Here is a 20,631-nt window from a genome sequence, read left to right as displayed (position 1 = left end):
GGCGGATCAAACGGAAAAGCCGGCGGCTGCGGCCAGCGCCACCCCAGGGTGGCACGAGGCCGGCAGTCGCCGCTTGGCGCTCAGCGGGTTTCGGTGGTGGCCGTGTTCCAGCCGAACTTGATTTCGCCGCCCAGGCCGCCCTTGTCGTCTTGCGGCTTGTAGGCGAACTCGATGTCCTTGTAGGTGGCGGTCACTTCTTCGGTGATGTCACCCTCGGACTCGCCCGACGGCGCCACGCGGGTGATGAACACTTCTTTCAGCGTGATCGTCAGGAAGGCCTTCTGGCCTTCGCCGGCCTTGCGGGCGGTCAGCTTGGCGTCCTTGAAGTGCTTGCCCGAAGCGGCGTGCTTGGCCAGCACCGGCGAGGCCTTGTCGTAGATGTGGGTGAAGACGAATTCGCCCGGGTTGGCCTTGCCACGGCCCGAGCCGCCGCCGGTCGACGCGCCCGAGGTCTGGCTCACGTCCCACGACCAGGACAGGATCTCGATCTCGCCCTTGTGGTCCTTGTGGGTTGCTTCGCCTTCGACGCCGTCGAACTTGATGTGAAAGTCGCTGCTCATGGTGAACTCCTAAAAATTTAAGAAAAGAAGGGTCTTGCCTGCGCTGGTGATGACGCTGGTCAATGAACGGTTTGCGTTGACTTGGGGTCGGTGCAGCTCCGCGGACTGCACCTTCCTTGCTTGGATTACTGCTGCTTCTGCGAGGGCAGTTTGGAAACGAGTCGCAGCGACACGGTCAGCCCTTCGAGCTGGTAGTGCGGCCGCAGGAAGAACTTGGACGAGTAGTAGCCGGGGTTGCCGGGGATCTCTTCGACCACCACCTCGGCGGCGGCCAGCGGCTTTTGCGCCTTGGTCGTCTCGGAGGAGTTGGCGGGGTCGCCGTCCACGTAATTCATGATCCAGTTGTTGAGCCACTTCTCCATGTCGGAGCGCTCTTTGAACGAGCCGACCTTGTCGCGCACGATGCACTTCAGGTAGTGCGCGAAGCGGCAGGTGGCGAAGAGGTAGGGCAGGCGAGCGGCCAGGTTGGCGTTCGCGGTGGCGTCGGGGTCGTCGTACTCGGCCGGCTTTTGCAGCGATTGCGCGCCGATGAAGGCTGCGAAGTCGCTGTTCTTGCGGTGCACCAGCGGCATGAAGCCGTTCTTGGCGAGTTCGGCCTCGCGGCGGTCGCTGATGGCGATTTCGGTCGGGCACTTCATGTCCACGCCGCCGTCGTCGGTCGGGAAGGTGTGCGTGGGCAGGCCTTCGACCGAGCCGCCCGACTCGATGCCGCGAATGCGCGAGCACCAGCCGTATTGCTTGAACGAGCGGTTGATGTTGACCGCCATCGCGTACGCCGAGTTGGCCCAGGTGTACTTGGTGTGGTCGGCGCTGCCGGTGTCTTCTTCGAAGTTGAACTCTTCGACCGGGTTCGTCTTTGCGCCGTAGGGAATGCGCGACAGGAAGCGCGGCATGGCCAGGCCGATGTACTTGGCGTCGTCGCTCTCGCGCAGCGAGCGCCACGCGGCGTATTCGGGCGTCGTGAAGATCTTGGTCAGGTCGCGCGGGTTGGCGAGCTCTTGCCACGAGCCCATCTGGCACAGGGCCGGGTCGGCTGCAGCGATGAAGGGCGTGTGCGCGGCGGCCGACACCTTGGCCATTTCGCCGAGCAGCTCGACGTCTTGCGGGCCGTGGCCGAAGTAGTAGTCGCCCACCAGGCAGCCGAAGGGCTCGCCGCCGAACTGGCCGAACTCTTCTTCGTAGACGCGCTTGAAGATGGGGCTCTGGTCCCAGGCCGTGCCCTTGTAGCGCTTCAGCGTTTTGCCGAGTTCGGCCTTGCTGATGTTCATCACGCGGATCTTCAGCATCTCGTCGGTCTCGGTGTTGTTCACCAAGTGATGCAGGCCGCGCCAGGCCGATTCGAGCTGCTGGAACTCGGGGTTGTGCATGATCAGGTTGATCTGATCGGACAGCTTCTTGTCGAGCTCGGCGATCATCGCTTCGATCGAGGCGATGACGTCGCTGCCGATCAGCTTGGTCTGCGACAGCGCCTGCTGCGCCAGCGTCATGACCGCCGATTCGACCGCCGACTTGGCTTCGTCGCTCTTGGGCTTGAACTCTTTGTTCAACAGGCTGGCGAAGTCGCCGCCCTGGTATTCAACGCCCTGCAGCGCCGACGATTGGGTTTGTGCATCTGCCATCGTGGATCTCCGTGAGTGCAGGGGTTATTCGGACTTCGCTTCGCCGCCGGCCGGTGCCGCGTCGTCGGTGGCCTTCTTGGCGCTGGCCAGGCTGGCGAGCAGGGCGGGGTCGGAGATGACCTTAGCCAGCAGCTCTTCGGCGCCGGTCTTGCCGTCCATGTAGGTGATGAGGTTGCTCAGTTGCTGGCGTGCGGTCAGCAGCTGATTGAGCGAATCGACCTTGCGGGCCACGGCGGCGGGCGAGAAGTCGTCCATGTTCTCGAAGGTGATGTCCACCGAGAGGTTGCCTTCGCCGGTCAGCGTGTTGGGCACCTGGAAGGCCACGCGCGGCTTCATGGACTTCATGCGGCTGTCGAAGTTGTCCACGTCGAAGTCGAGCAGCTTGCGCTCGGCCACCGGGGCGAGCGGCTCGGCCGGCTTGCCCGACAGGTCGGACAGCACGCCCATCACGAAGGGCAGCTGCACCTTCTTCTCGGCGCCATACAGCTCGACGTCGTACTCGATCTGCACGCGCGGGGCGCGGTTGCGGGCAATGAACTTTTGACTGCTGGTGGCCATGACGGGGCTCCTGTTACGCGGGGTTCAAGTTGCGGTGTGCCGTGCGGCAGCCGTTCTTTTATTCGCTGGTCGTGCCAGCGATCTTCTCGACCTGGTCGAGCCCATCGGGCACCAGGTCGCGGATGATTTCGAGGAAGCTCTTGCCCATCAGCCGCTGCGCGCGGCGGATGAGCAGTGGCGCCGGGTTGGTCGGCTCGTTGTGTTCGATCCACTTGCACACGCTGTCGAGGGTGCGGATCACATCGTCGCGGGTGCGCAGTGCACCGACCGCCTGGCTGCTGGTGGCGGCCGTGCCCACACCCGGGCTGCCGGCGCCGGTGCTTTCGATGGCGCCGCCGGCTTCGGCCTGCGCAGCGGCACTGGCCAGCCAGCGCGACAGCACCTGCAGGGGCTTGAGGTCGGGGCCTTGCGAGCCCACTTTGGCCTCGATGGCGGCTTCGATGCGGGCCACGGCGGCCAGCGGCTGCTTGAGCAGGTCGATGGCGCCGGGCTTCTGGCCTTCGAGGTCGCGGATGACCTGCACGATGGCGTCTTGCGAGGGCACGGTTTCGTCGCCGTGCGGGTCGACCTTGCCCGAGGCCAGCTCGATCTGGCGCACGGTGAGCGGCATGCGGCCGGTGCTGACGGCGGCGGCGCGCAGGTCGGCCAGGCCAGAGGCGCCATCGACCAGCGGGGCCAGCGCGTTCAGGCGCATGGTCGGGTCGTTGTTGTCGTCGGCGTCGAGCAGCGGGAAGACGCGGTCCCAATGCTGTTCGAGCAGGCCGGCCACCAGTTGCAGGCCGCTGGCGTAGGCTGCGAGGCCGTGCAGCCGGGCGCCCGAGCGGGCCAGCAGCACTGCCACGCGCAGGTCGCGGGTGCGGCGGGCCACGGCAAGGGCCTGTTCGTGCACTTCGCGCCAGTCGGGCTCTTGGGCGGCGATGACGGTGTCGCCGAACTGCTGCTCGGCCTTGCCGCGGGCGGCTTCTTCGAGGCCGATGAAGGCCGGGTCGTATTCGAGGTCTTCGCCGCAGGGGGCGTCGTCGCCCAGCGAGGCCAGCAGCTCTTCGACAGGCAGGGTGCTCACGACAGGCCCTCGTCCGAGGCGTGCATCGCCGGGGTCGCCGACGGGCGGCTGGCCAGCCCTTGCGTGGCTTGGCACGGGGCCCGAAGCGTCTGCGATGTCACCGGATTTCTCATGCCAAAAGCTCTGGGTTGCGAATGTCGTGGACTGTAGAAATCACGGTTCGCAGCGCCATCAGCCGAAAGTCACTTCGAAGCGGCCGCGGCGCAGGGCTTTGGTCATGTCCGGGGCCCGGTGGATCGAAAACGCGTCGAAAGCCGTTGACGACACGCTCAGAACGCCGCGCACTGGCCGCCGCTGGTCACGTCCAGGCAGCCCGAGAGCTGCGGCTGGCTGCGCACCTTGCCCCATTCAGAGGCCAGCGGGTCGGCGCGGGTTTCGACGGCCACGCCGTTCTGAATGAGCGAGGCGGCCGTGCAGATGAACGGGCTGGCGAGATTGCGTCCGTACACGTCGGTCTGCAGGTCTTTGAGGAAGCCCGAGCCCGTGGGGTCGATGAAGTTGCGTGTGACGGGCGACGACGGCGGTGGTGGGGTCAGCGCACCTGTCAGGGTCAGCGTGCCCGGGGTGAAGCTGATCGCGTAACCAGTGGGGGACACCAGCGTGCCCTGTGTGATGGCGTAGGTGCCGGCCGGGCTACTGGCCGTGGCGGTGGTCGCCAGGCTGCCCGAGAGGCTGGCGCCTGCGGTGTCGCCATTGACCAGGCCGGAGACCGTGACGCCGCTGGTGGCGAGGGTGAGGGCGGGCAGGCTGCCGGCCGGGCTGCTCACGTTGGCGGTGACGGCCACGGTGGGCACGTTGGGCCGCAGCCGGAAGTTGCCGACCGTCGGCACGGTGATGCCCGAGAGACTGCAGGTGCTCGAGCCAAGGGCGAAATCGCAGCCATAGAGGTTGGTGAAGGGCGTGGCGGCGCCGCTCTGGGTGATGTCGCCGGCCCAGAGCTTGGCGTAGCCCCCCGAAGCGCCGGTGACGCTGATGCCCGCCGCGAGCGTGATCGTCGAGGTGGTGGGCGCCACGATGTCGATGCTGCCGTTGGTGCCGCTCATCGTGACCGGGGCGCTGACCGTCACCGGCCCCCCGGCCTGGATGAGCGCGGTCGTGCCACCGGTGTTGGTGGTGATGGTCAGCGGCGCGAAGCCGGTGCCCGGGGTGTAGCCAGCGGCGGTGCCGGCGCCTATATCGAGTGCGCCCGACGTGACGAAGTCAAGCGTGGCCGGCGGGTCGAACGAGAGGGCCGCGATGCTGTTGTCGGCGCGGGTCAGGTCGATGTCGCTGTTCGGGCCACCTTCGATCACCAGGCGACCGGTGACCGTGATGCCGGCCGACTGGCTTTCACCCATCTGGCTCACGTCGCCGGTGGTGCGCAGCGCGAGGTTGCGCAGCGTGTTGCCTTCGCCCAGCACGAGGCCCTGCGAGCTGCTGCCCTGGTTTTGCAGCACGAGCGAAACGTTGGCGTGGTTGATGAGCACGCCGTCGTGCAGGGTGATGCGGCCGTTGTGGGCGCTGGAGCCGATCACCACGCCGCGGTCGGCGCCGATGCCGTCGCCGGTGGCGGTCGGCTGTTGCACCCAGGTCGGGTCGATGTAGAAACCGCCGTTGCGCAGGCCGATGTCGATGGCCGTGCCAGGTTGCTCGACGATGGCGCCGCTGGTGTCCACGCCGAGCGGGCGAATGTTCGCCATGCCGGTGGTGACCACGCGCGTGCCGAAACCGACGCCGAGGTCGAGCGCGTCCACCGCGCTGGCGCTGCCGCCGAACACCACGTTGGCGCTGGTGGCGATGTCGGCGCCGTTGCCGTCGAGGCCCGCATGGATGGTCAGACGCCCCGATTCGGTGTTGAAGAAGGCCAGGCCGCCGAGGCCGGCGCTGCCTGCGAGTTCACCGGCCAGTGTCACGGTGCCTGTGCTGTCGGTGGCCGCCACGACGTTGGTGTTGCGGTAGCGCACGCCGGCCGAGTTGCTGTTGGCGCCGCTGTCGGTGGCGCGACCGGCCACGCGCAGCGAGCCGCCGCTGTGCAGGTTGAAGTTCACGCTGTTCATTTCGACGCCGACGATGGGGCCGCCGTAGCCGGGCACGTTTTGCCCGAGCGACACGCCGCGCACGTCGATCAGGCCGCTGTCGGTGTCGAGGTCGACCGGTCCGCCGTAAGTGCTGAGGCTGAAGCTGACGCCGTAGGACTCGGTGCCGATGCCGTCGAGCGTGATGTTGTCGCCAATGAGGGTGGCGCTGGCCGCGGCCACGCCGGCCCAGCTGCTGCCGCCGACGGCTTCGCCTCGCACCGAGATGTTGCCGCGCACGCCGCCGGCGCCAGTGGTGTCAATGAGCGTGTCACGCAGCAGCACGCCGTCGCTTTGCCCGATGCCGCTCGCGCGGCCGGTGCCCTGGCGGTTGCCGCCGCCGATATCGACGCGGCCACCGCCGGTGGTGATGGTGGTGTCGAAGAGCTGCACCGAGCCGCCCCCGACGCCATCGACATTGCTGTAGAGGTTGACGTTGAGCGGCGTGCTGGCGCTGCCCTGGATCGTCGTGTCGAACATGTAGATGTCGGCGTGCGCCTGCAGCGTCAGCGAGGCGGTGCCGGTGCCGCCGGTGCGGCTGATGGTCGTGCCCGAGTCCACCGTGATCGTGCCGGACTCGGTGCCCACCGCGTCGGTGCCCGTGGTCACCACGACGTTGGTGCCCGCGTTCAGCGCGGCGTTGATGTCGGCGGCGTTGATGTTGGCGCCGCCACCCGTGGGGTTGAAGCCATCGACGGCGTTGGCGGCGCGGCTGGAGATGGTCACGTTGTAGGGGTCGAGCGTCCAGGTGCCGTTGACGCCGCTGTTGTGGCGCGCCTGGGCATCGACCCGGCCGCGCGCGACGATGCCGCCGCTCGCCGAATCGAGCCGCGTGTTGAGCGCCGTGCCCGAGGTCTCGACCTGGCCGCCGTTGCCGCCGTTGACACCCCCGCGTGCGCGGATGTGGCCGTACATCTCGGTCACGCCAAAGTCGGTGCGCGCCACGGTGCCCGGCTGCTGGAACATCGCCTTCAGCGTCACCTCGCCGCCGTGGCCTTGCTCGGTGGCGTCGGCGCTGAGGGTGGCGCCAGTGCGCACCATGACCTCGCGGGTGCTGTCGCCGCCGATGAGGATGCGCCCGCCGCCTTGGGCCCCGTCGGCGTCGAGCGAGGGCGCGCCCGATGCGGTGGCGGCCACCTCGATGGCGCGGCCTTGCAATTCGATGCTGCCGCCCGTGCCGGTGCGCGAGGACACATCGGTGCTGCCGTTGTGCACCACGCGGCCGCCGTCGCCGGGGTTGCGCACGACCAGATCGACGAAGCCGCTGGTGCCCAGGGGCAGCACCTCGGCGCTGTTCACGGCCGCCAGCGTGACGCGGCCGCGAGCTGCCTCGATGGCCCCATGCTGCTGCACGCCATGGCCCACCAGCACCACCGAGCCGCCGTCGGCCGCGCGGATGGTGGCCGTCTCAGCCACCTGCACGCCTGCACCGGCGGTGCCGTTGAACTGCAGGCCCAGCGCGCCACCTTCGATCACGCCGCGGTAGTTGTCGCCGGTCATCGCGTCGGTCAGGTCGAGCGAGCTGGCCACCAGCGCGCCCACGTTCACCTGCGCGCCCGGGCCGAAGATCACGCCGGCCGGGTTGATGAGAAACACGCGGCCGTTGGCGTTCATCGCGCCGTAGATCTCGCTCGCGCTCGGGCCGCCAACGCCGCCCGTCACGCGGTTGACCAGCACGCTTTGCGCGTTGGGCTGGGCGATGTTGACCGTGGCGTTGCGGCCGATGCTGAAGCTCTGCCACTCGACCAGCGCACGGTTGCTGGCGCTCGGCGTCTGCGTGATGGCCAGCGAGGGGTTGGCCCCGCCTGTGACCGCGCCGACCTGCGCATTGATGGGCGTGCTGCCCGGCCGCAGCACAGGCAGTTGCGTGGGCGCGGGCTGGGCCCAGGCGGCGCCGCCTTGCAGCAGGATCAGGCTCGCCAGCGCGGTGGGCAGCAGGCGCAGTTCAGGGTGGCGCGCAGCGGCGCGGCGGGGGGTGGATCGCGGGTTCATCGTGAGGCTCCTCGAAAGGGCGTCGTTCAATCGGTGTCGGTCGGGCCGGGCGTCAGGGCAGAGCGTTCGGTGAGGGACAGGGGCTCAGAACGAGCGCTGCACCTGCACCAGCAGGCGGGTGCGGCTGTCTTCTTCAGACAGCACCACCTCGCTGCCGCGCACCCCGAGCGTCGCCTTGAGCGTGAAGAGGTTCGGGTTCGTGTACTGCAGGCCCAGGCCATAGCCGTGCAGCGAGCGGGTGTTGTCACCGGCTTGGGTGTGCTGCTTCTGCAGCTTGGCATGGCCCGCGTCGTAGAACGCGTAGGTGCTCCACTCAGGGCCCAGCCACCAGCGCAACTCGGTGTTGAGGATCAGGCCTTCGTCGGCCGCTGCCTCGGTGGCCGGGTAGGCGCGCACGCCCTTGGCCCCGCCAAGGGTGAACTTCTCGGCGCTGTCGAGGTTCTTGCTGGCCCACTGGCCCGCCAGACCGGCAAACACCGACCACGTGCGGTTGACCGCCTGCAGGCGTGTGACCTGCAGCGAATACTTGCGGAAGCTGCCCAGCGCGGTCACGTCGGCGTTCGAGGCGCCGGGCGTGGTGGTCTTGTCTGTCAGCTTGCCGAACTGCACGCTGGCCGCGCCGCCCAGGTAGCCACCGCCCCACAAGCGATCGCGCGATTCGAGCGACAGCGAACCCACCACCCCGCGGATGTGCTTGTCCGTCGTGGTCACGAACTCGTCGCTCAGGCTCTTGTCTTCGATCGCCAGGCGCCCGATGAGGTTGCGCTCGCGCGAGCGGATCAGCGGGTACGAGAGAGACACGTCGATCACGTCGGCCGAGCCCAGCGCACCCGAGAACGCGCCTTCGAGTTCGTAGCCCACCCGTGAGTAGCCCGCGCCGAATCGCAGCGGCGTCGCGCCCACCGGCAACTCGTAGCCGAGGCGGCCCACCGTGGTGGCCGCGCCGCTGGAGACGACCACGCGCAGGTCGAGGTTGTCGCCCACCGAGAGCGGGTTGTTCCAGCGCAGCAGCGTGCCGAAGCGGTAGCGGCCGGCCGACTTCGAGCCGTGGTTGTCGGCATCGACGCTGGCTTCCCACGCGCGACCGCGTTCGGTGGCCACCTCGACGCTGTAGCTGCCTTCGTCGCCGCCGGGTACCAGCGTGGTCTTGGCGACCACGCCCGGCCAATCGTTGAAGGTGAACATCGCGCGGTCGAGTTGCAGCAGGTCGAGCGGTGCACCGGCCTGCAGGCCCTGGTGCGCCAGCACGCGTTCGGCGCGCTCCTGGCTGATGGGCGGCTGGGCCGGGCTGGTCACGCTGACGCGTGCGACCTTCGGCTCGACGATGGTGACCTGCAGCACGCCGCCTTGCAGCCCCTGGTTGGGGTAGCCGATGGCCACGAGGCCGAGGCCGCGCTCCTCGTACACGCGGCGCACCTCGGCAATGACCAGCGGCAGGTCGCTGCCACCGACCTCGCGGCCGACGTAGGGCCTGACCGCGGCTTGCAGCGCATCGACGGGCACCGCCGAGGCGCCGGTGAAGCGCACCTCGCCGAGCTGGAAGCGCGTGGCCGGCGCTGCGGCCGCGGCCGGCCGTGCAGCGGGCGGTGTGGCCGCGGGCGTGGGCGTCTGGGATTGGGCGTGGGCGTTCAGGCCGGCCAGTGCCGAGGGCAGGGCGGCGGCGAGTGCGACCGCGCGAAGGGTTGATTTGCTGCGGGCCATCACCGTGCCACCTCTTGAGCCGAAACGAGCAGGCGGCCGTTGCCGATCACATTGAACGGTGCCCAGAAGAAGGGGTGTGCGAAGCGGCGGTTCTTCTGAACCTCCAGCTGCGCCAGTTGCATGCTTTGCATCAGGTCGCGGCCGTTGGCCAGCTCGCGGTACATCTTGTTCATCAGCACGTCCGTGGAGTCGTCGGCGACCGGCCACAGCGAGGCGACGATGCTGTTCGCGCCGGCCGACAGGAACGAGCGCGTGAAACCCATGATCTCGTCGCCCTTGGCCACCTTGCCCAGGCCGCTTTCGCAGGCCGACAGCGTGACCAGACGCACGCCGGCCATGTCGAGCCCGTAGATGTCGCGCGCTTCGAGCAGGCCGGTGTCGGTGTTCGATGACGCGAAAAGAATGCGCGAGAACAGCGGGTCCACCTCGTCCACCTCGGCGTGGGCCGCCACGTGCAGCACGCTGGCGCGGTTGGCGTCGGCGGTGAAGCGCTGGCGCGTGGCCTCGTGCTGCAGGTAGATCTGGCTCTTGCCGAAGAGGCGCGCCACCTGCTGCACCTCGCGCTCGGCGCCGGGCAGCGGCACGTTGCGGTCGGTCGCCGGGTTGCCAAAACCCAGCAGCGACGACGCCGGCGTGTTGCCACGGCTGAGCAGGCGCGCACCGACGGCCGAGGAGGGCCACACCGTCAAGGCGTGCCGTTCGATCAGGAAGCCGTTGCCATCGTGCAGCGCCTGGAAGGGCAGGTAGTGCAGCGGCCCGTGCGGCACGATGAAGAGGTTCTGCAGGGTGCTCGGGTCCAGGCCCGACAGCAGCGTCTTGTGCAGGGCCTGCGCCAGCGAGGTGGCGTCGCGGCGGCGCTCGATCACGCTCTTGCGATAGGCCTCGACCTGGGTCACCAGGGCCTCCTGGCCGAGCGGCAGCACGGTGGCTGACAGGCCGGCGCGGGTGATGAGCCAGACGATGCTGCGGTCTTGCAGCACATGGAACTGCAGCACGCCATCGCCCGCGCCGAGCAGCTTGCGCAGGTCGGCGAGCGACACGCGCTGCTGCGCGAGGCTGTCGGTGGCGCGGTCGCGGATCGAGTCGAAGAGCTGGCGCGAGCGCGCGGCTTCCGACAGCGTCCATGCGGCTTCAAAGTCGCGGTTGTCCAGGCTCAGCGCCAGCGCGGTGTCGAACACCTGCTGCACGTCGCCGAACAAGCCGGTCTTGAACTCGTCGCTCTGGAACTTGCCGCGCAGGCTGTCGGCGAGCTTCACTGTTTCGAGATAGGCCGCCAGCGCGGCGCTGCGGTTGCCCCGGCTGATCTCGACGCGGCCGATGCCTTCGAAGGCCCACAGTCGCTGGTAGGTGGCGTCGGCGGCGGCCGTGTCATCGGCCACGCGGCGGAAGTGCAGTTGCGCCGCCTCGGGTTGACCCGAGGCCAGCAAGGCATTCGCCCGGCTGCGCGTGAAGAAGGCCCCGAGCTTGCCGGCCTGCGCCGGGGGCAGTGAGTCGAGCTGCGCCAGCGCGTCGCGCGGCCGGCCCGCGCTGGTGTGCGCGTTGGCAAGCGACACGCGGATCAGCGGCTTGAAGCGTTCGCTGGCGAGGTCGATCGCCCGGTTGTACGACGCGACCGCATCGTTGAACGCGCCGCGCCGCGCCGCCACGTCGCCGAGGATCTTGTGCGCTGGTGCGTGGGCCTGTTGCGGGTCGTTGGGCTTGAAAGCCAGTGCTCCGCGGGCGTAGCGCTCGGCTTCGGGCAGCAGACCGGCGTAGTTGTAGGCGATGGCCAAGTCGCGTTGCGCCAGGGCCTTGAGGTCGTCGCTGTCGTTTTCGTTGGCCAGGTGCAGGGCCTTACTCGCGGCGCGGATGCTCTGGCGGAATTCACCCTGCTCGGCCAGCGAGACGGCGCGGCCGCAGTAGCCGTAGCCGTCGAGCTTGATCACGTCGCGCTCGTACAGGGCGCGGCCCTCGGCGCTGAGCGTGAGCAGGCTTTCGGCGTCGCGTTGCCGGGCCAGCGCGTTCTGTGTCACGGTGCTGATCGGGGCCAATCCTTCCTGGGCCTGCGCCCAGGAGTTCGGTGCTGCGCCCGCACAGACCGCCGCCACGACGAGCGCGAAGCGCCAGCTCGCGCGGCGCGGTCCCGTCGGTTTCATCCCATCTTGCTTCGATGCCACTGCCATGTCCTTTTGCGCTTCAACCCGGGTGTGCTCGGCACAGCAAGACGCCTGCCGGCCGACCAACGGGCCATCGTAGGAGGCGGCCCGAACGCCTCACAAGTGACCAAGGTGACTCGGCGCCGGGGGCGCTCGGTGGGCTCCCTAAATTGGGGGAGGCCTGCTCAGGGAATGCTGCGCAGCGCCGCGTGCAAATCGCGCGAACGCACCGGCTTGAACAGCACCTGGTGCCCGCTTTCGTGCACGCGCTTGACTTCGTCGGGCGAGGTGTCGCCGGTCATCAGCAGGGCGGGCAGCGGCGCGCCGTAGGCCTTGCGCACCTTCTCCACGGCGTCGATGCCGTCCTCCTTGTTGGCCAGTCGCAGGTCCGACACCACCAGGTCGATGACACCGGCGTGACGCCGCACCTCGGCGCAGGCTTCGGCGATGGTCCCGGCCGAGAGCGGCTTGTAGCCCCAGCTCTTGAGCAGTTCGGTCATGCCCGCGCGGATGCTTTCTTCGTCGTCGATGACCAGCACGGTGCGGTCGTCTTCGATCGGCGAGGGCACGGTGTCGGCACCGAGCACCATGGTCTCCATCTCGGCCATCTCGGTGGGTTTGAGCAAGATGCGAAACACCGTTCCCTTGCCCGGCCGCGACTGGACTTCGAGCGAGTGGCCCATTAGCAGCACCAGCCGCTTGACGATCGCCAGCCCCATGCCCAGCCCGCGCGAGCGGTCACGCCCCGGGTTGCTGACCTGGTAGAACTCATCGAAGACCTTCGGCAATTCGTCGGTCGCAATGCCGATGCCCGTGTCCCACACCTCGATGGCCACGCGGCCCTGCCGGTGGCGAACCACGACCACGATGCCGCCTTCCTGCGTGTAGCGGATGGCGTTGTGCACCAGGTTGCCGAGCACCCGCTCGAGCAGTTGCGGGTCGCTCGTGACGATCTTGCCGCCTGGTTTGAAGCGCAGGCTCAGGCCCCGTTCTTCGGCCTGTCCGGCGCAATGCATGTGCAGAACGCGGAAGAGGTCGCGGATCGGGAACGACTGCATGTTCGGTTCGATCACGCCTGCGTCGAGCTTCGAGATGTCGAGCATCGCGTTGAATGACTGCTCCAGTGCGTCGATGGCGCGCAGCATGTTGGTCACCACCGGCTGCTGGGGTGAGCCCTTCAACTGCTTTTCGAGCGCCGAGGCGAACAGGCCGAGCGCATGCATCGGCTGGCGCAGGTCGTGGCTGGCTGATGCCAGGAAGCGGCTCTTCTCGCGGTTGGCCTGTTCGACCAGCACCACCTGCTGGCGCAGCGCATGCACGAGCGAATCGTTGTCGAGCCGTGCGTGCAACGCTGTCATCAACAACTGGTGCTGCCGGTCGGCGAAGAACCACGACATCATCAAGAACGCAAAACCGAGCGCGGCGGTGGCCAGGTGCAGCGGGCCCGGTTGCGCGGCCATCCAGCCGATCAGGGGCGCCAGCACCGGCAAGAGCCACAGGCAGATCGCCACCCGAACCGACGCCACCGCATAGGCCCCCGCGCCCGCGAGTGCCAGCAACACCATCACGAGACTGGCGGCCGCCGGCAACTCGGCCGTGGGCAGCACCACGAAAGCGGCGCTTCCCCACGCCAACGCCGACATGGCGAGCGAGCCCAGGTAGCGCCACAGCCACGCGCGCGCATGCGCCAGGGCGCCGCGGCCCGCGCGATGAAAGCGCCAGGCCACGGCGAATTGCACGCCTTGCACCGCATGAATGACCAACGCCCAGATGAGGGCCTGGGCGTTGCCGCTGCCTGCCAGGTAGGCGACCCAAAGCACCAGGGCCACCACGGCGCTTGCGGCAACCTCTTCGCGCGCGTGCTCGAACAGCCGCTCGACCTGGCACGCGAGCACGCGCTCGTGGCGGCGGTCTTGCGTGGCGTGGTCGTGGCTTGAGTCGGGTGCGGTCGGTTCGGCGTCCGACGAGATCTGGTAATTCACCTTGCGTGTGAACTACCGGAACAGGCTGATCAGGTGCGAGCGCGACTTCACGTCCAGCGCCAGCAAGATCGTCGAGACGTAGTTCTTGATGGTGCCCAGCGACAGGCCGGTGGCTGTGCTGATTTCTTGGTTCGAGCAGCCCGACAGCACCAGTTCGAGAATTTCGAGGTGTCGTGGCCCCAGTTCGGCCACCCGGTCGTATCGCGACGAACTTGGAAAGCGCGGCGAGCGCCCCGCGTGGCCATTGCCCCCCAGGTCACCGCGCGGTGCGATGCCCAGCAGCCCGAGCACGATGTCGCACATGGCGCGCGGGTCTTGTCCTTTGGTCACGTAACCCACCGCGCCGAGTGCGCGCACGTGTCCGATCACGAACTCGTCCTGCGTGCCGCTGATGACGGCCACACGCGCTTGCGGAAAAGTTTCAGCGAACTGCTTGAGCCCCTGCAGCCCCTTGCAGTCGGGCATGTTCAAGTCCAGCAGCACGAGCGCAATGCCTGGCTCGTCGCGGTAGATCTGCATCGCATCGTGCAGGTTGCTCGCTTCGAGCATTTGCAGGTTTGCGTGCTCGATGGTGCTCAGGCTCGTGACGATGCCCACGCGCAGCAGCGCATGGTCATCGACGATCAGTACCTTCGTTGCCGGCGAGCCAGAAGCATCAAGCCGCGGCGCAGCGGGTTCGACGGAGAAACCCGGGGGGCTTTGAACGGCTTCGCTCATGATCGATACGCCTCAATGGTGCAGTGCACCCAATGCAAATTGAGCGGTCCTCAGCACGAAGCCGCAACATCGCCAGATGTTATTCGGCACTCCCTGCTGCGCCACGCCCTTTAGGGGTACCCCCCTAGAACTAGGGTGAACTTACCTTGAGTAACAAGTGCAGTGGATTTGCCGACTTGCGATCTCAAATCAGAGCGGATTGAGGGCTCTATCGATGCGCTTGCAACTAGCAAACTGCGCCGCTTGTATCAATTGGTGATGACAGCAGCATCCCTCCGCAAAGGCGGGGGTGACTGGTACTTCAACCTAGGGATGTCGCAAAGAACCCTGGGCTACACTCGCCGCCGCTGAGTTGGACGTTTGCGCACGTCCGAATAAAAAAAGTACATCAACTAGATTGTGCAAGAGGGTGAGGGAGAGGAAATGCACGCAGACCTTGCGCTGCGCATGTTGGCCGAGTTGTTCTGGACGGGGCTGCTGGTTTGCCTTCCGGTTCTCGGCCTGACCATGCTGGTTGGGTTGTTGATCAGCGTTCTGCAGGTCGTCACGCAGGTGCAGGAAATGTCTTTGACTTTCGTGCCCAAACTGGTGACGGCTGCGATCAGCCTGATCGTTTTCGGCCCCTGGATATTGCGAACGCTGGCCGCCTTTTCGACGCGGCTCTGGCAGAGCATTCCGTCAATGTTTTGAGGGGCATCGATGGGCTGGGTCGATGCTTTCTCTGCCGCTCAGGGCTGGCTGAACGCGACGCTGCTTCTTGCGTTGCGGGTTGCCGCTCTGCTGCTCGTTGCGTCGCCGTTTGCTGCGGCGAGCATCCCGATGACCGTCCGGGTGACCTTTGGCCTCGTGCTGTCGGCGATGCTGGCTTCGACCCTGCCTCCCGCGGCTTTCGTGGCCGACTTGCCGCTCGGCACTTTGCTGGCCGCGGCGCTGAGCGAAGTCACGTTGGGCGGCACGATGGCACTTGGCATCAACATCGCCTTCGCGGCCTTCTCGATGGCCGGCCGCCTGCTCGACGTGCAGATCAGCTTCGGCATCGGCCAGATCTTCGATCCGGTGTCGCAGGTGCAGGTCTCCGTACTCACCAGCGCCTTCAACCAACTGGCGGTGGTCATCTTCTTCTTGACGGACGCGCACCACCACGTGCTGCGCGGCCTGGCCATCAGCGTCGAACGCTTTCCTCCGGGCACCCCCTGGGCACTGCAGCAGGCCGCAGAGCCGCTGATTCACCAGGTGTCGTCGATGTTCGCCTTGGGTTTCGCGATGGCGGCCCCGGTGGTTTTCTGCCTGTTTCTCGTTGAAGTGGGCCTCGGTGTGCTCGCCCGCAACCTGCCGCAGATGAACATGTTTGTGCTGGCGATCCCGATCAAGGTCGTGGTGGGGCTGGCGACGCTCGCTGTTTCGTTCCTGACGTTTTCGGCGGTCATGGGCCGCATCAACATGTCGATCTTCAGAACCTGGGAGGCGATGTTTCGCTGATGGAACAGGATCTGGATCGCAATGACGACGCCACCCCGTACAAGTTGGAGCAGGCCCGCAAGAAGGGGCAGGTCTCCAAGAGCACGGACGTGGTCTCGGCTGTCGTCTTCTGTGCTGCCGTGGTGTACTTCTATGCCCGGGGCTGGGACGTGCTTGTCGAACAGTTCCGCTTCGATGGCGCACTGTTCGCGCGCGTGGCCGATGCCGGCAGCAACACCGCCATCCTGTGGCAGACCGTTGAGCATGCGATTCGCGAGACCTTTGGCCTGCTGGTGCCCTTGATGGTCACCATCGTCATCGCCGCAATCCTCGGCAACTTGTTCCAGATCGGGCCGGTTTTCACGGGTCACCCGCTCGTGCCTGACTGGCAGCGCATCAACCCGGCCACCGGCTTCAAGCGGATCATGTCGATGCGTACGCTGTTCGAGGCGCTGCGCGCGTGCATCAAGCTGGTGGTGCTGTCGCTGGTGGTCGTGGCCGCGTTGAAGTCGCTGCTGCCACAGTTCCATCAGCTGACGAGCCTTTCTCCCCTGGCGCTGGGCCGCCTGCTGGCCGACGACGTGGCCTCGCTCGCACTCAAGCTGGCGCTGGCGCTGATCATCATTGCGCTGCTCGACTTCGCCTTCACCCGGCGCGAGTTCGCCAAGAAGATGCGCATGAGCAAGCGCGAACTGAAAGACGAGGTCAAGAACCGCGAAGGCGACCCGCGCATTCGGGCCCGCCTGCGCGAACTGCGCCGCGAGATGCTCAAGCGCAGCCTCTCGATGCGCAAGACCGGTTCGGCCGATGTGCTGATCACCAACCCGACGCACCTGGCCGTGGCGCTGAAGTACCGGCACGGCGAGATGGATGCACCGCAGCTCATCGCCAAGGGTGCCGGCAGCATGGCCGCTGCGATGCGGCACATCGCGGCGAAGAACCGCATCCCTGTCGTTCAGAACCGCGCCTTGGCGCGCGCCATTTACTTCAGCATGGAATTGGAACAGCACGTGCCCCCTCAGCTGTATGCCGAGGTGGCGCGTTTGATGGTGTGGATCCTGGCGATGAAACAAAAACGTGAATCGGGTGCGGCGTCGGGAGCCCACGCATGAACGCACTTCGCAAAGTGCTCGGCAAGCACAGCGACATCGCGATGGTGGTGCTCGTGCTGGGCATCCTGGTCATCCTGTTCGCGCCCATCCCGGCGGCGGTGCTCGACTTCCTGCTGCTGACGAACTTCAGCTTCGCTTTCTTGATCCTGCTGCTGACCTTCTACATGGCGCGGCCGGTCGAGTTCTCGACCTTCCCCTCGCTGCTGCTCATTGCGACGCTCTTCCGGCTGGCGCTCAACGTGGCGGCGACGCGCCTGATCTTGTCAGAGGCCAGCGCGGGCAAGGTGATCGGGGCGATCGGCTCGTACGTGGTGGGCGGCAACTACGTGATCGGGATCATCGTGTTCCTGATCTTGATCGTCGTGCAGTACGTGGTGGTGACGAACGGTGCGCAGCGGGTGTCCGAGGTCGCCGCCCGTTTCACGCTCGACAGCATGCCCGGTCAGCAGATGAGCATCGATGCCGACCTGAACATGGGCTTCATCGACCAGGCCGAAGCCCAGCGCCGCCGCAAGAACCTCGAAAAAGAAGCCGGCTTCTACGGCGCGATGGACGGCGCCAGCAAGTTCGTGAAGGGTGATGCCATCGCCGGCATCATCATCATGCTCATCAACATCATCGGTGGCATCGTCATCGGCGTGATGCAACTGGGCCTGTCGTGGGGCGACGCGCTGCAGACCTACACGCTGCTGACCATCGGCGACGGCATCGTCACTCAGGTGCCGGCGCTGGTGATCGCGGTGGGCACCGGCATCATCGTCACGCGCTCGGCCTCTGACGGCAACCTCAGCCAAGAGGTGCTGCGCCAGATCACTTCATTCCCGAAGACCTTGCTGCTGGTGTCGGCGGCGCTGTTTGGCCTGCTGCTGGTGCCCGGCATTCCGGTGCTGCCCACGCTGTTCTTGATGGCTGTGATCCTGAGCGTCTGGTGGGTGGTGTTTCGCATGTCCAAGCGCAAGGGCGCGGACGCTGAAAGCGACAAGGCCACGGCCGAGCAAGAGGCGGTCGATGCGAAGAACGACCCGTACGCCTTGCTGCCTGTGGAGCCCATCGAGGTCATGGTCGGGGCACGCTGGGCCGATCTGGTGACGCAGGCCGACAGTCTGTTCATGGACCGGATCTCGAGCTTCAGAAAGCAGCATGCGCAAGAGTTCGGTCTCGTGCTGCCCAAGGTGCGCTTCAAGGATTCGGCCCGCCTGGGGGCTGACCGCTACGAGATCCACATCGACGGCGTCGCGGCTGGCCGCGGCGAGGCACGCGCAGACAAGCTGCTGGCAATTCACCCGGCGGGTGACGTGAAGGCGATTGCCGGCGAGGTGACGCGCGACCCGACCTACGGTTTGCCGGCGCTGTGGATCGACCCCACCCAGCGCGAGGCCGCGATTGCTGCGCGCTACACGCTTGTCGATGCGCAAACAGTGCTCATGACGCATCTCACCGAAGTGCTGCGGCGCGAGTCGGCGACCCTGCTCACGCGCTCAGAAACCGAACGCCTGCTGGCGCGCGTGCGCCAGTCGCAGCCGACCCTGGTCGAAGAGCTCATCCCGACCGTGCTGTCGGTGACGGACGTCCAGCGCGTGCTGCAAAACCTGTTGCGCGAGAAGGTGAGCATCCGCCACATCGAAGCCATTCTCGAAACGCTGGCGGACGCCGGCCGCGCCAGCAAGGACGTTGGCTACCTCACCGAGCGCGTGCGTCACCGCCTGGGCCACGCCATCTGCCAGAGCCTGCTGGGCGATGCCGTGTCGCTGCAGGTGATGACGCTCGACCCGAGCATCGAGAGCCAGTTCATGCACAGCCTGCGCCAGGCCGATTCGGGCCAGCCGCTGGTGCTGGACCCGAAGCTCACCGAGCTGTTCATCGCACGCCTCGTGGCCAGCGCCGAACGCATGATGAAGAGCAACCTGCTGCCCGTGCTGCTGTGCTCGCCCGACCTGCGGCGTCACCTGCGGGCGCTTTCTGAACGTGTCTTGCCGCACCTGCGCATCCTGTCGATGACCGAAGTGCCGCAGACCATTGAACTCAAGTCTTACGCCGTCGTCGGCGCTTGACCCTCTTTCTACACAGGAACCGACATGCAAGAAGTACTGGCAATCGCGCTGTCCTCGATGCAACAGGACGTGGCACGCCTCGAACAGGTCAGCACGAACCTGGCCAACGTCATGACCCCCGGCTACAAGCGCCAGTTGTTGGTGAGCCGGCCCGAGGCGGCGCTGCGTCCTTCGTTCGCGCAGGCCATGGTGGGTGCGGGGGGCGAGCGCACCGACGCGTCGCTGCCGATCACGCAAGCGGTCCAGCCTTTCGACCTGGTTCGCGACATGAACAGTGGCACCCTGCGCACCACCGGCCGCAGCCTCGATGTGGCGCTGGCCGGGCCGGGCTTCTTCGAGGTGACCACGCCCAACGGCCCCGCCTACACGCGACAGGGTGAGTTCCAGCTCGACGCGCGTGGCCGACTGGTGACGATGAAGGGCCACCCCGTGCAGGGCCAGAGCGGTGACATCGTGCTGAGTGGTGGCACCTTGCTGATCGACGCCGCAGGCAACGTGACCGAGAACGACCGCGTCGTGGACCGCCTGAAGGTCGTCAACTTCGATGCCAGCCAGTCGCTGACACCCCTTGACGGTGGGTTGTTTGCCGAAGGGCGCAACGCCACACTCGTCGCATCCGCCGACGTGCAGGTCCGGCAGGGCTACCTCGAGAACTCCAACGTCCAGCACATGCGCGAAATGGTCGAGCTGGTTCAGACCATGCGCCGGTTCGAGTCGATGCAGCGGGTGGTTCAGGGCTACGACGACCTGATGGGCTCGGCCATCCGCAAGCTCGGCGAAGTCTGACGAACACATTGACTGCCTGTTGATCACCTTCCGATCGGTTTCCAAGGAATCTCATGTTCGAATCTCTCTACATCGCCGCCACCGGCATGCATGCCCAGCAAACGAACGTTGACTCGGTGGCCAACAACCTGGCCAACGTCAACACGGTGGGCTTCAAGAAGGGGCGCGTCAGCTTCGTCGATCTCGTTGCCCGCGAGGCCCAACGGGCCACCGGTGCCGATGCCTCGCTGACGGGGCTCGACGACGTGCGTCGCTCTGGCGTGGGCGTCGGCGTGGTCGGCATCGCCAAGGTGTTCGAGATGGGTGACATCAAGAAGACCGATGGCGTCTACGACTTGGCCGTCTCTGGCGACGGCTTCTTCGAGGTGTCCCTGCCCGACGGCACTTCGGCCTACACGCGCGGCGGCTCGCTCAAGGTGGGGGTCGATGGCCTCCTCGCCACGCAGTCCGGCCACGCGCTGAAGCCCTCGATCGCAATCCCCGAAAACGCGCAGGCCGTCACCATCGGCCAGGACGGCAAGGTGCTCGTGCGGGTGCCCGACCAGACCGCGCTGCAGGAAGTCGGGCAACTGGAACTGGTGCGTTTCGCCAACCCGGCCGGCCTGCAAGCGCAGGGCGACAACGAATACCGCCCCACCGCGGCATCGGGCGAACCCATTGCCGGTCGCGCGGGCGAAGACGGCATGGGCGTGGTGCGCCAGGGTTACCTCGAAGGCTCGAACGTCAAGCTGGTCGAAGAGATGGTCAACCTCATGCTGGCCCAGCGTGCCTACGAAGCCAGCGCGAAGGTGGTGCAGGCCTCCGACGAGATGCTCGGCATGGTGAACAGCCTGCGTCGGTGAT

Annotated in this window: 15 protein-coding genes; 6 read left to right on the top strand and 9 right to left on the bottom strand. The window is 66.8% G+C overall.

Annotated elements, in window-relative coordinates; genetic code table 11:
• Positions 1 to 80: 80 nt before the first annotated feature.
• The 9 genes from AC1KAT_RS01630 to AC1KAT_RS01590 all read right to left on the bottom strand — a co-directional run bounded on the left by AC1KAT_RS01630 (position 81) and on the right by AC1KAT_RS01590 (position 14,381).
• Complete coding sequence (locus tag AC1KAT_RS01630; protein WP_480322106.1) at positions 81 to 560, bottom strand: Hcp family type VI secretion system effector; 480 nt, start codon at positions 558 to 560, stop codon at positions 81 to 83.
• A 125-nt stretch (positions 561 to 685) separates the two neighbouring features.
• Positions 686 to 2,179, bottom strand: coding sequence for a type VI secretion system contractile sheath large subunit (gene tssC / locus AC1KAT_RS01625; protein ID WP_480322104.1), 1,494 nt, complete (start codon positions 2,177 to 2,179; stop codon positions 686 to 688).
• A gap of 24 nt (positions 2,180 to 2,203) precedes the next feature.
• Positions 2,204 to 2,737 carry a type VI secretion system contractile sheath small subunit gene (tssB, locus tag AC1KAT_RS01620; RefSeq protein WP_480322102.1) on the bottom strand — a complete coding sequence of 178 codons (534 nt, stop codon included), beginning with the start codon at positions 2,735 to 2,737 and terminating at the stop codon, positions 2,204 to 2,206.
• 58 nt (positions 2,738 to 2,795) lie between these two features.
• Complete coding sequence (gene tssA, locus AC1KAT_RS01615) at positions 2,796 to 3,800, bottom strand: type VI secretion system protein TssA (RefSeq protein WP_480322100.1); 1,005 nt, start codon at positions 3,798 to 3,800, stop codon at positions 2,796 to 2,798.
• A gap of 269 nt (positions 3,801 to 4,069) precedes the next feature.
• A complete protein-coding gene (locus AC1KAT_RS01610; protein ID WP_480322098.1) occupies positions 4,070 to 7,846 on the bottom strand; it encodes a two-partner secretion domain-containing protein in 3,777 nt (1,258 codons plus the stop codon).
• 84 nt (positions 7,847 to 7,930) lie between these two features.
• Positions 7,931 to 9,547 (bottom strand): ShlB/FhaC/HecB family hemolysin secretion/activation protein, encoded by a 1,617-nt coding sequence (locus AC1KAT_RS01605; RefSeq protein WP_480322096.1) that lies wholly within the window; start codon positions 9,545 to 9,547, stop codon positions 7,931 to 7,933.
• Positions 9,547 to 11,682, bottom strand: coding sequence for a CHAT domain-containing protein (locus tag AC1KAT_RS01600; protein ID WP_480322094.1), 2,136 nt, complete (start codon positions 11,680 to 11,682; stop codon positions 9,547 to 9,549). Before AC1KAT_RS01600 ends, AC1KAT_RS01605 begins: the two co-directional genes overlap by 1 nt.
• A gap of 185 nt (positions 11,683 to 11,867) precedes the next feature.
• Complete coding sequence (locus AC1KAT_RS01595) at positions 11,868 to 13,664, bottom strand: sensor histidine kinase (protein WP_480322092.1); 1,797 nt, start codon at positions 13,662 to 13,664, stop codon at positions 11,868 to 11,870.
• Positions 13,665 to 13,676: 12 nt separating this feature from the next.
• Positions 13,677 to 14,381 (bottom strand): response regulator, encoded by a 705-nt coding sequence (locus AC1KAT_RS01590; RefSeq protein WP_480322089.1) that lies wholly within the window; start codon positions 14,379 to 14,381, stop codon positions 13,677 to 13,679.
• Between the two features lie 423 nt (positions 14,382 to 14,804).
• Here AC1KAT_RS01590 and AC1KAT_RS01585 point away from each other — a divergent pair, with 423 nt between their 5' ends.
• From AC1KAT_RS01585 to flgG, 6 genes are read left to right on the top strand one after another with little or no spacing between them, the layout of a single operon-like run.
• Positions 14,805 to 15,071 carry a flagellar biosynthetic protein FliQ gene (locus tag AC1KAT_RS01585; RefSeq protein ID WP_480322087.1) on the top strand — a complete coding sequence of 89 codons (267 nt, stop codon included), beginning with the start codon at positions 14,805 to 14,807 and terminating at the stop codon, positions 15,069 to 15,071.
• 9 nt (positions 15,072 to 15,080) lie between these two features.
• Positions 15,081 to 15,860: a flagellar biosynthetic protein FliR gene (locus AC1KAT_RS01580; protein WP_480322086.1), complete on the top strand. Its 780-nt coding sequence runs from the start codon at positions 15,081 to 15,083 to the stop codon at positions 15,858 to 15,860.
• Positions 15,860 to 16,951, top strand: a complete 1,092-nt coding sequence (locus AC1KAT_RS01575) for an EscU/YscU/HrcU family type III secretion system export apparatus switch protein (RefSeq protein WP_480322084.1) — start codon at positions 15,860 to 15,862, stop codon at positions 16,949 to 16,951. The genes AC1KAT_RS01580 and AC1KAT_RS01575 overlap by 1 nt, the downstream gene beginning before the upstream one ends.
• A complete protein-coding gene (gene flhA / locus AC1KAT_RS01570) occupies positions 16,948 to 19,002 on the top strand; it encodes a flagellar biosynthesis protein FlhA (RefSeq protein WP_480322082.1) in 2,055 nt (684 codons plus the stop codon). Before AC1KAT_RS01575 ends, flhA begins: the two co-directional genes overlap by 4 nt.
• A gap of 24 nt (positions 19,003 to 19,026) precedes the next feature.
• Positions 19,027 to 19,788 carry a flagellar hook-basal body protein gene (locus AC1KAT_RS01565; RefSeq protein ID WP_480322079.1) on the top strand — a complete coding sequence of 254 codons (762 nt, stop codon included), beginning with the start codon at positions 19,027 to 19,029 and terminating at the stop codon, positions 19,786 to 19,788.
• A 53-nt stretch (positions 19,789 to 19,841) separates the two neighbouring features.
• Positions 19,842 to 20,630, top strand: a complete 789-nt coding sequence (gene flgG, locus AC1KAT_RS01560; protein WP_480322077.1) for a flagellar basal-body rod protein FlgG — start codon at positions 19,842 to 19,844, stop codon at positions 20,628 to 20,630.
• Position 20,631: the final 1 nt, after the last annotated feature.

It is taken from the genome of Piscinibacter sp. PDB5-1, from assembly GCF_056676035.1.
This window is presented reverse-complemented; position numbering and strand designations above follow the sequence as displayed.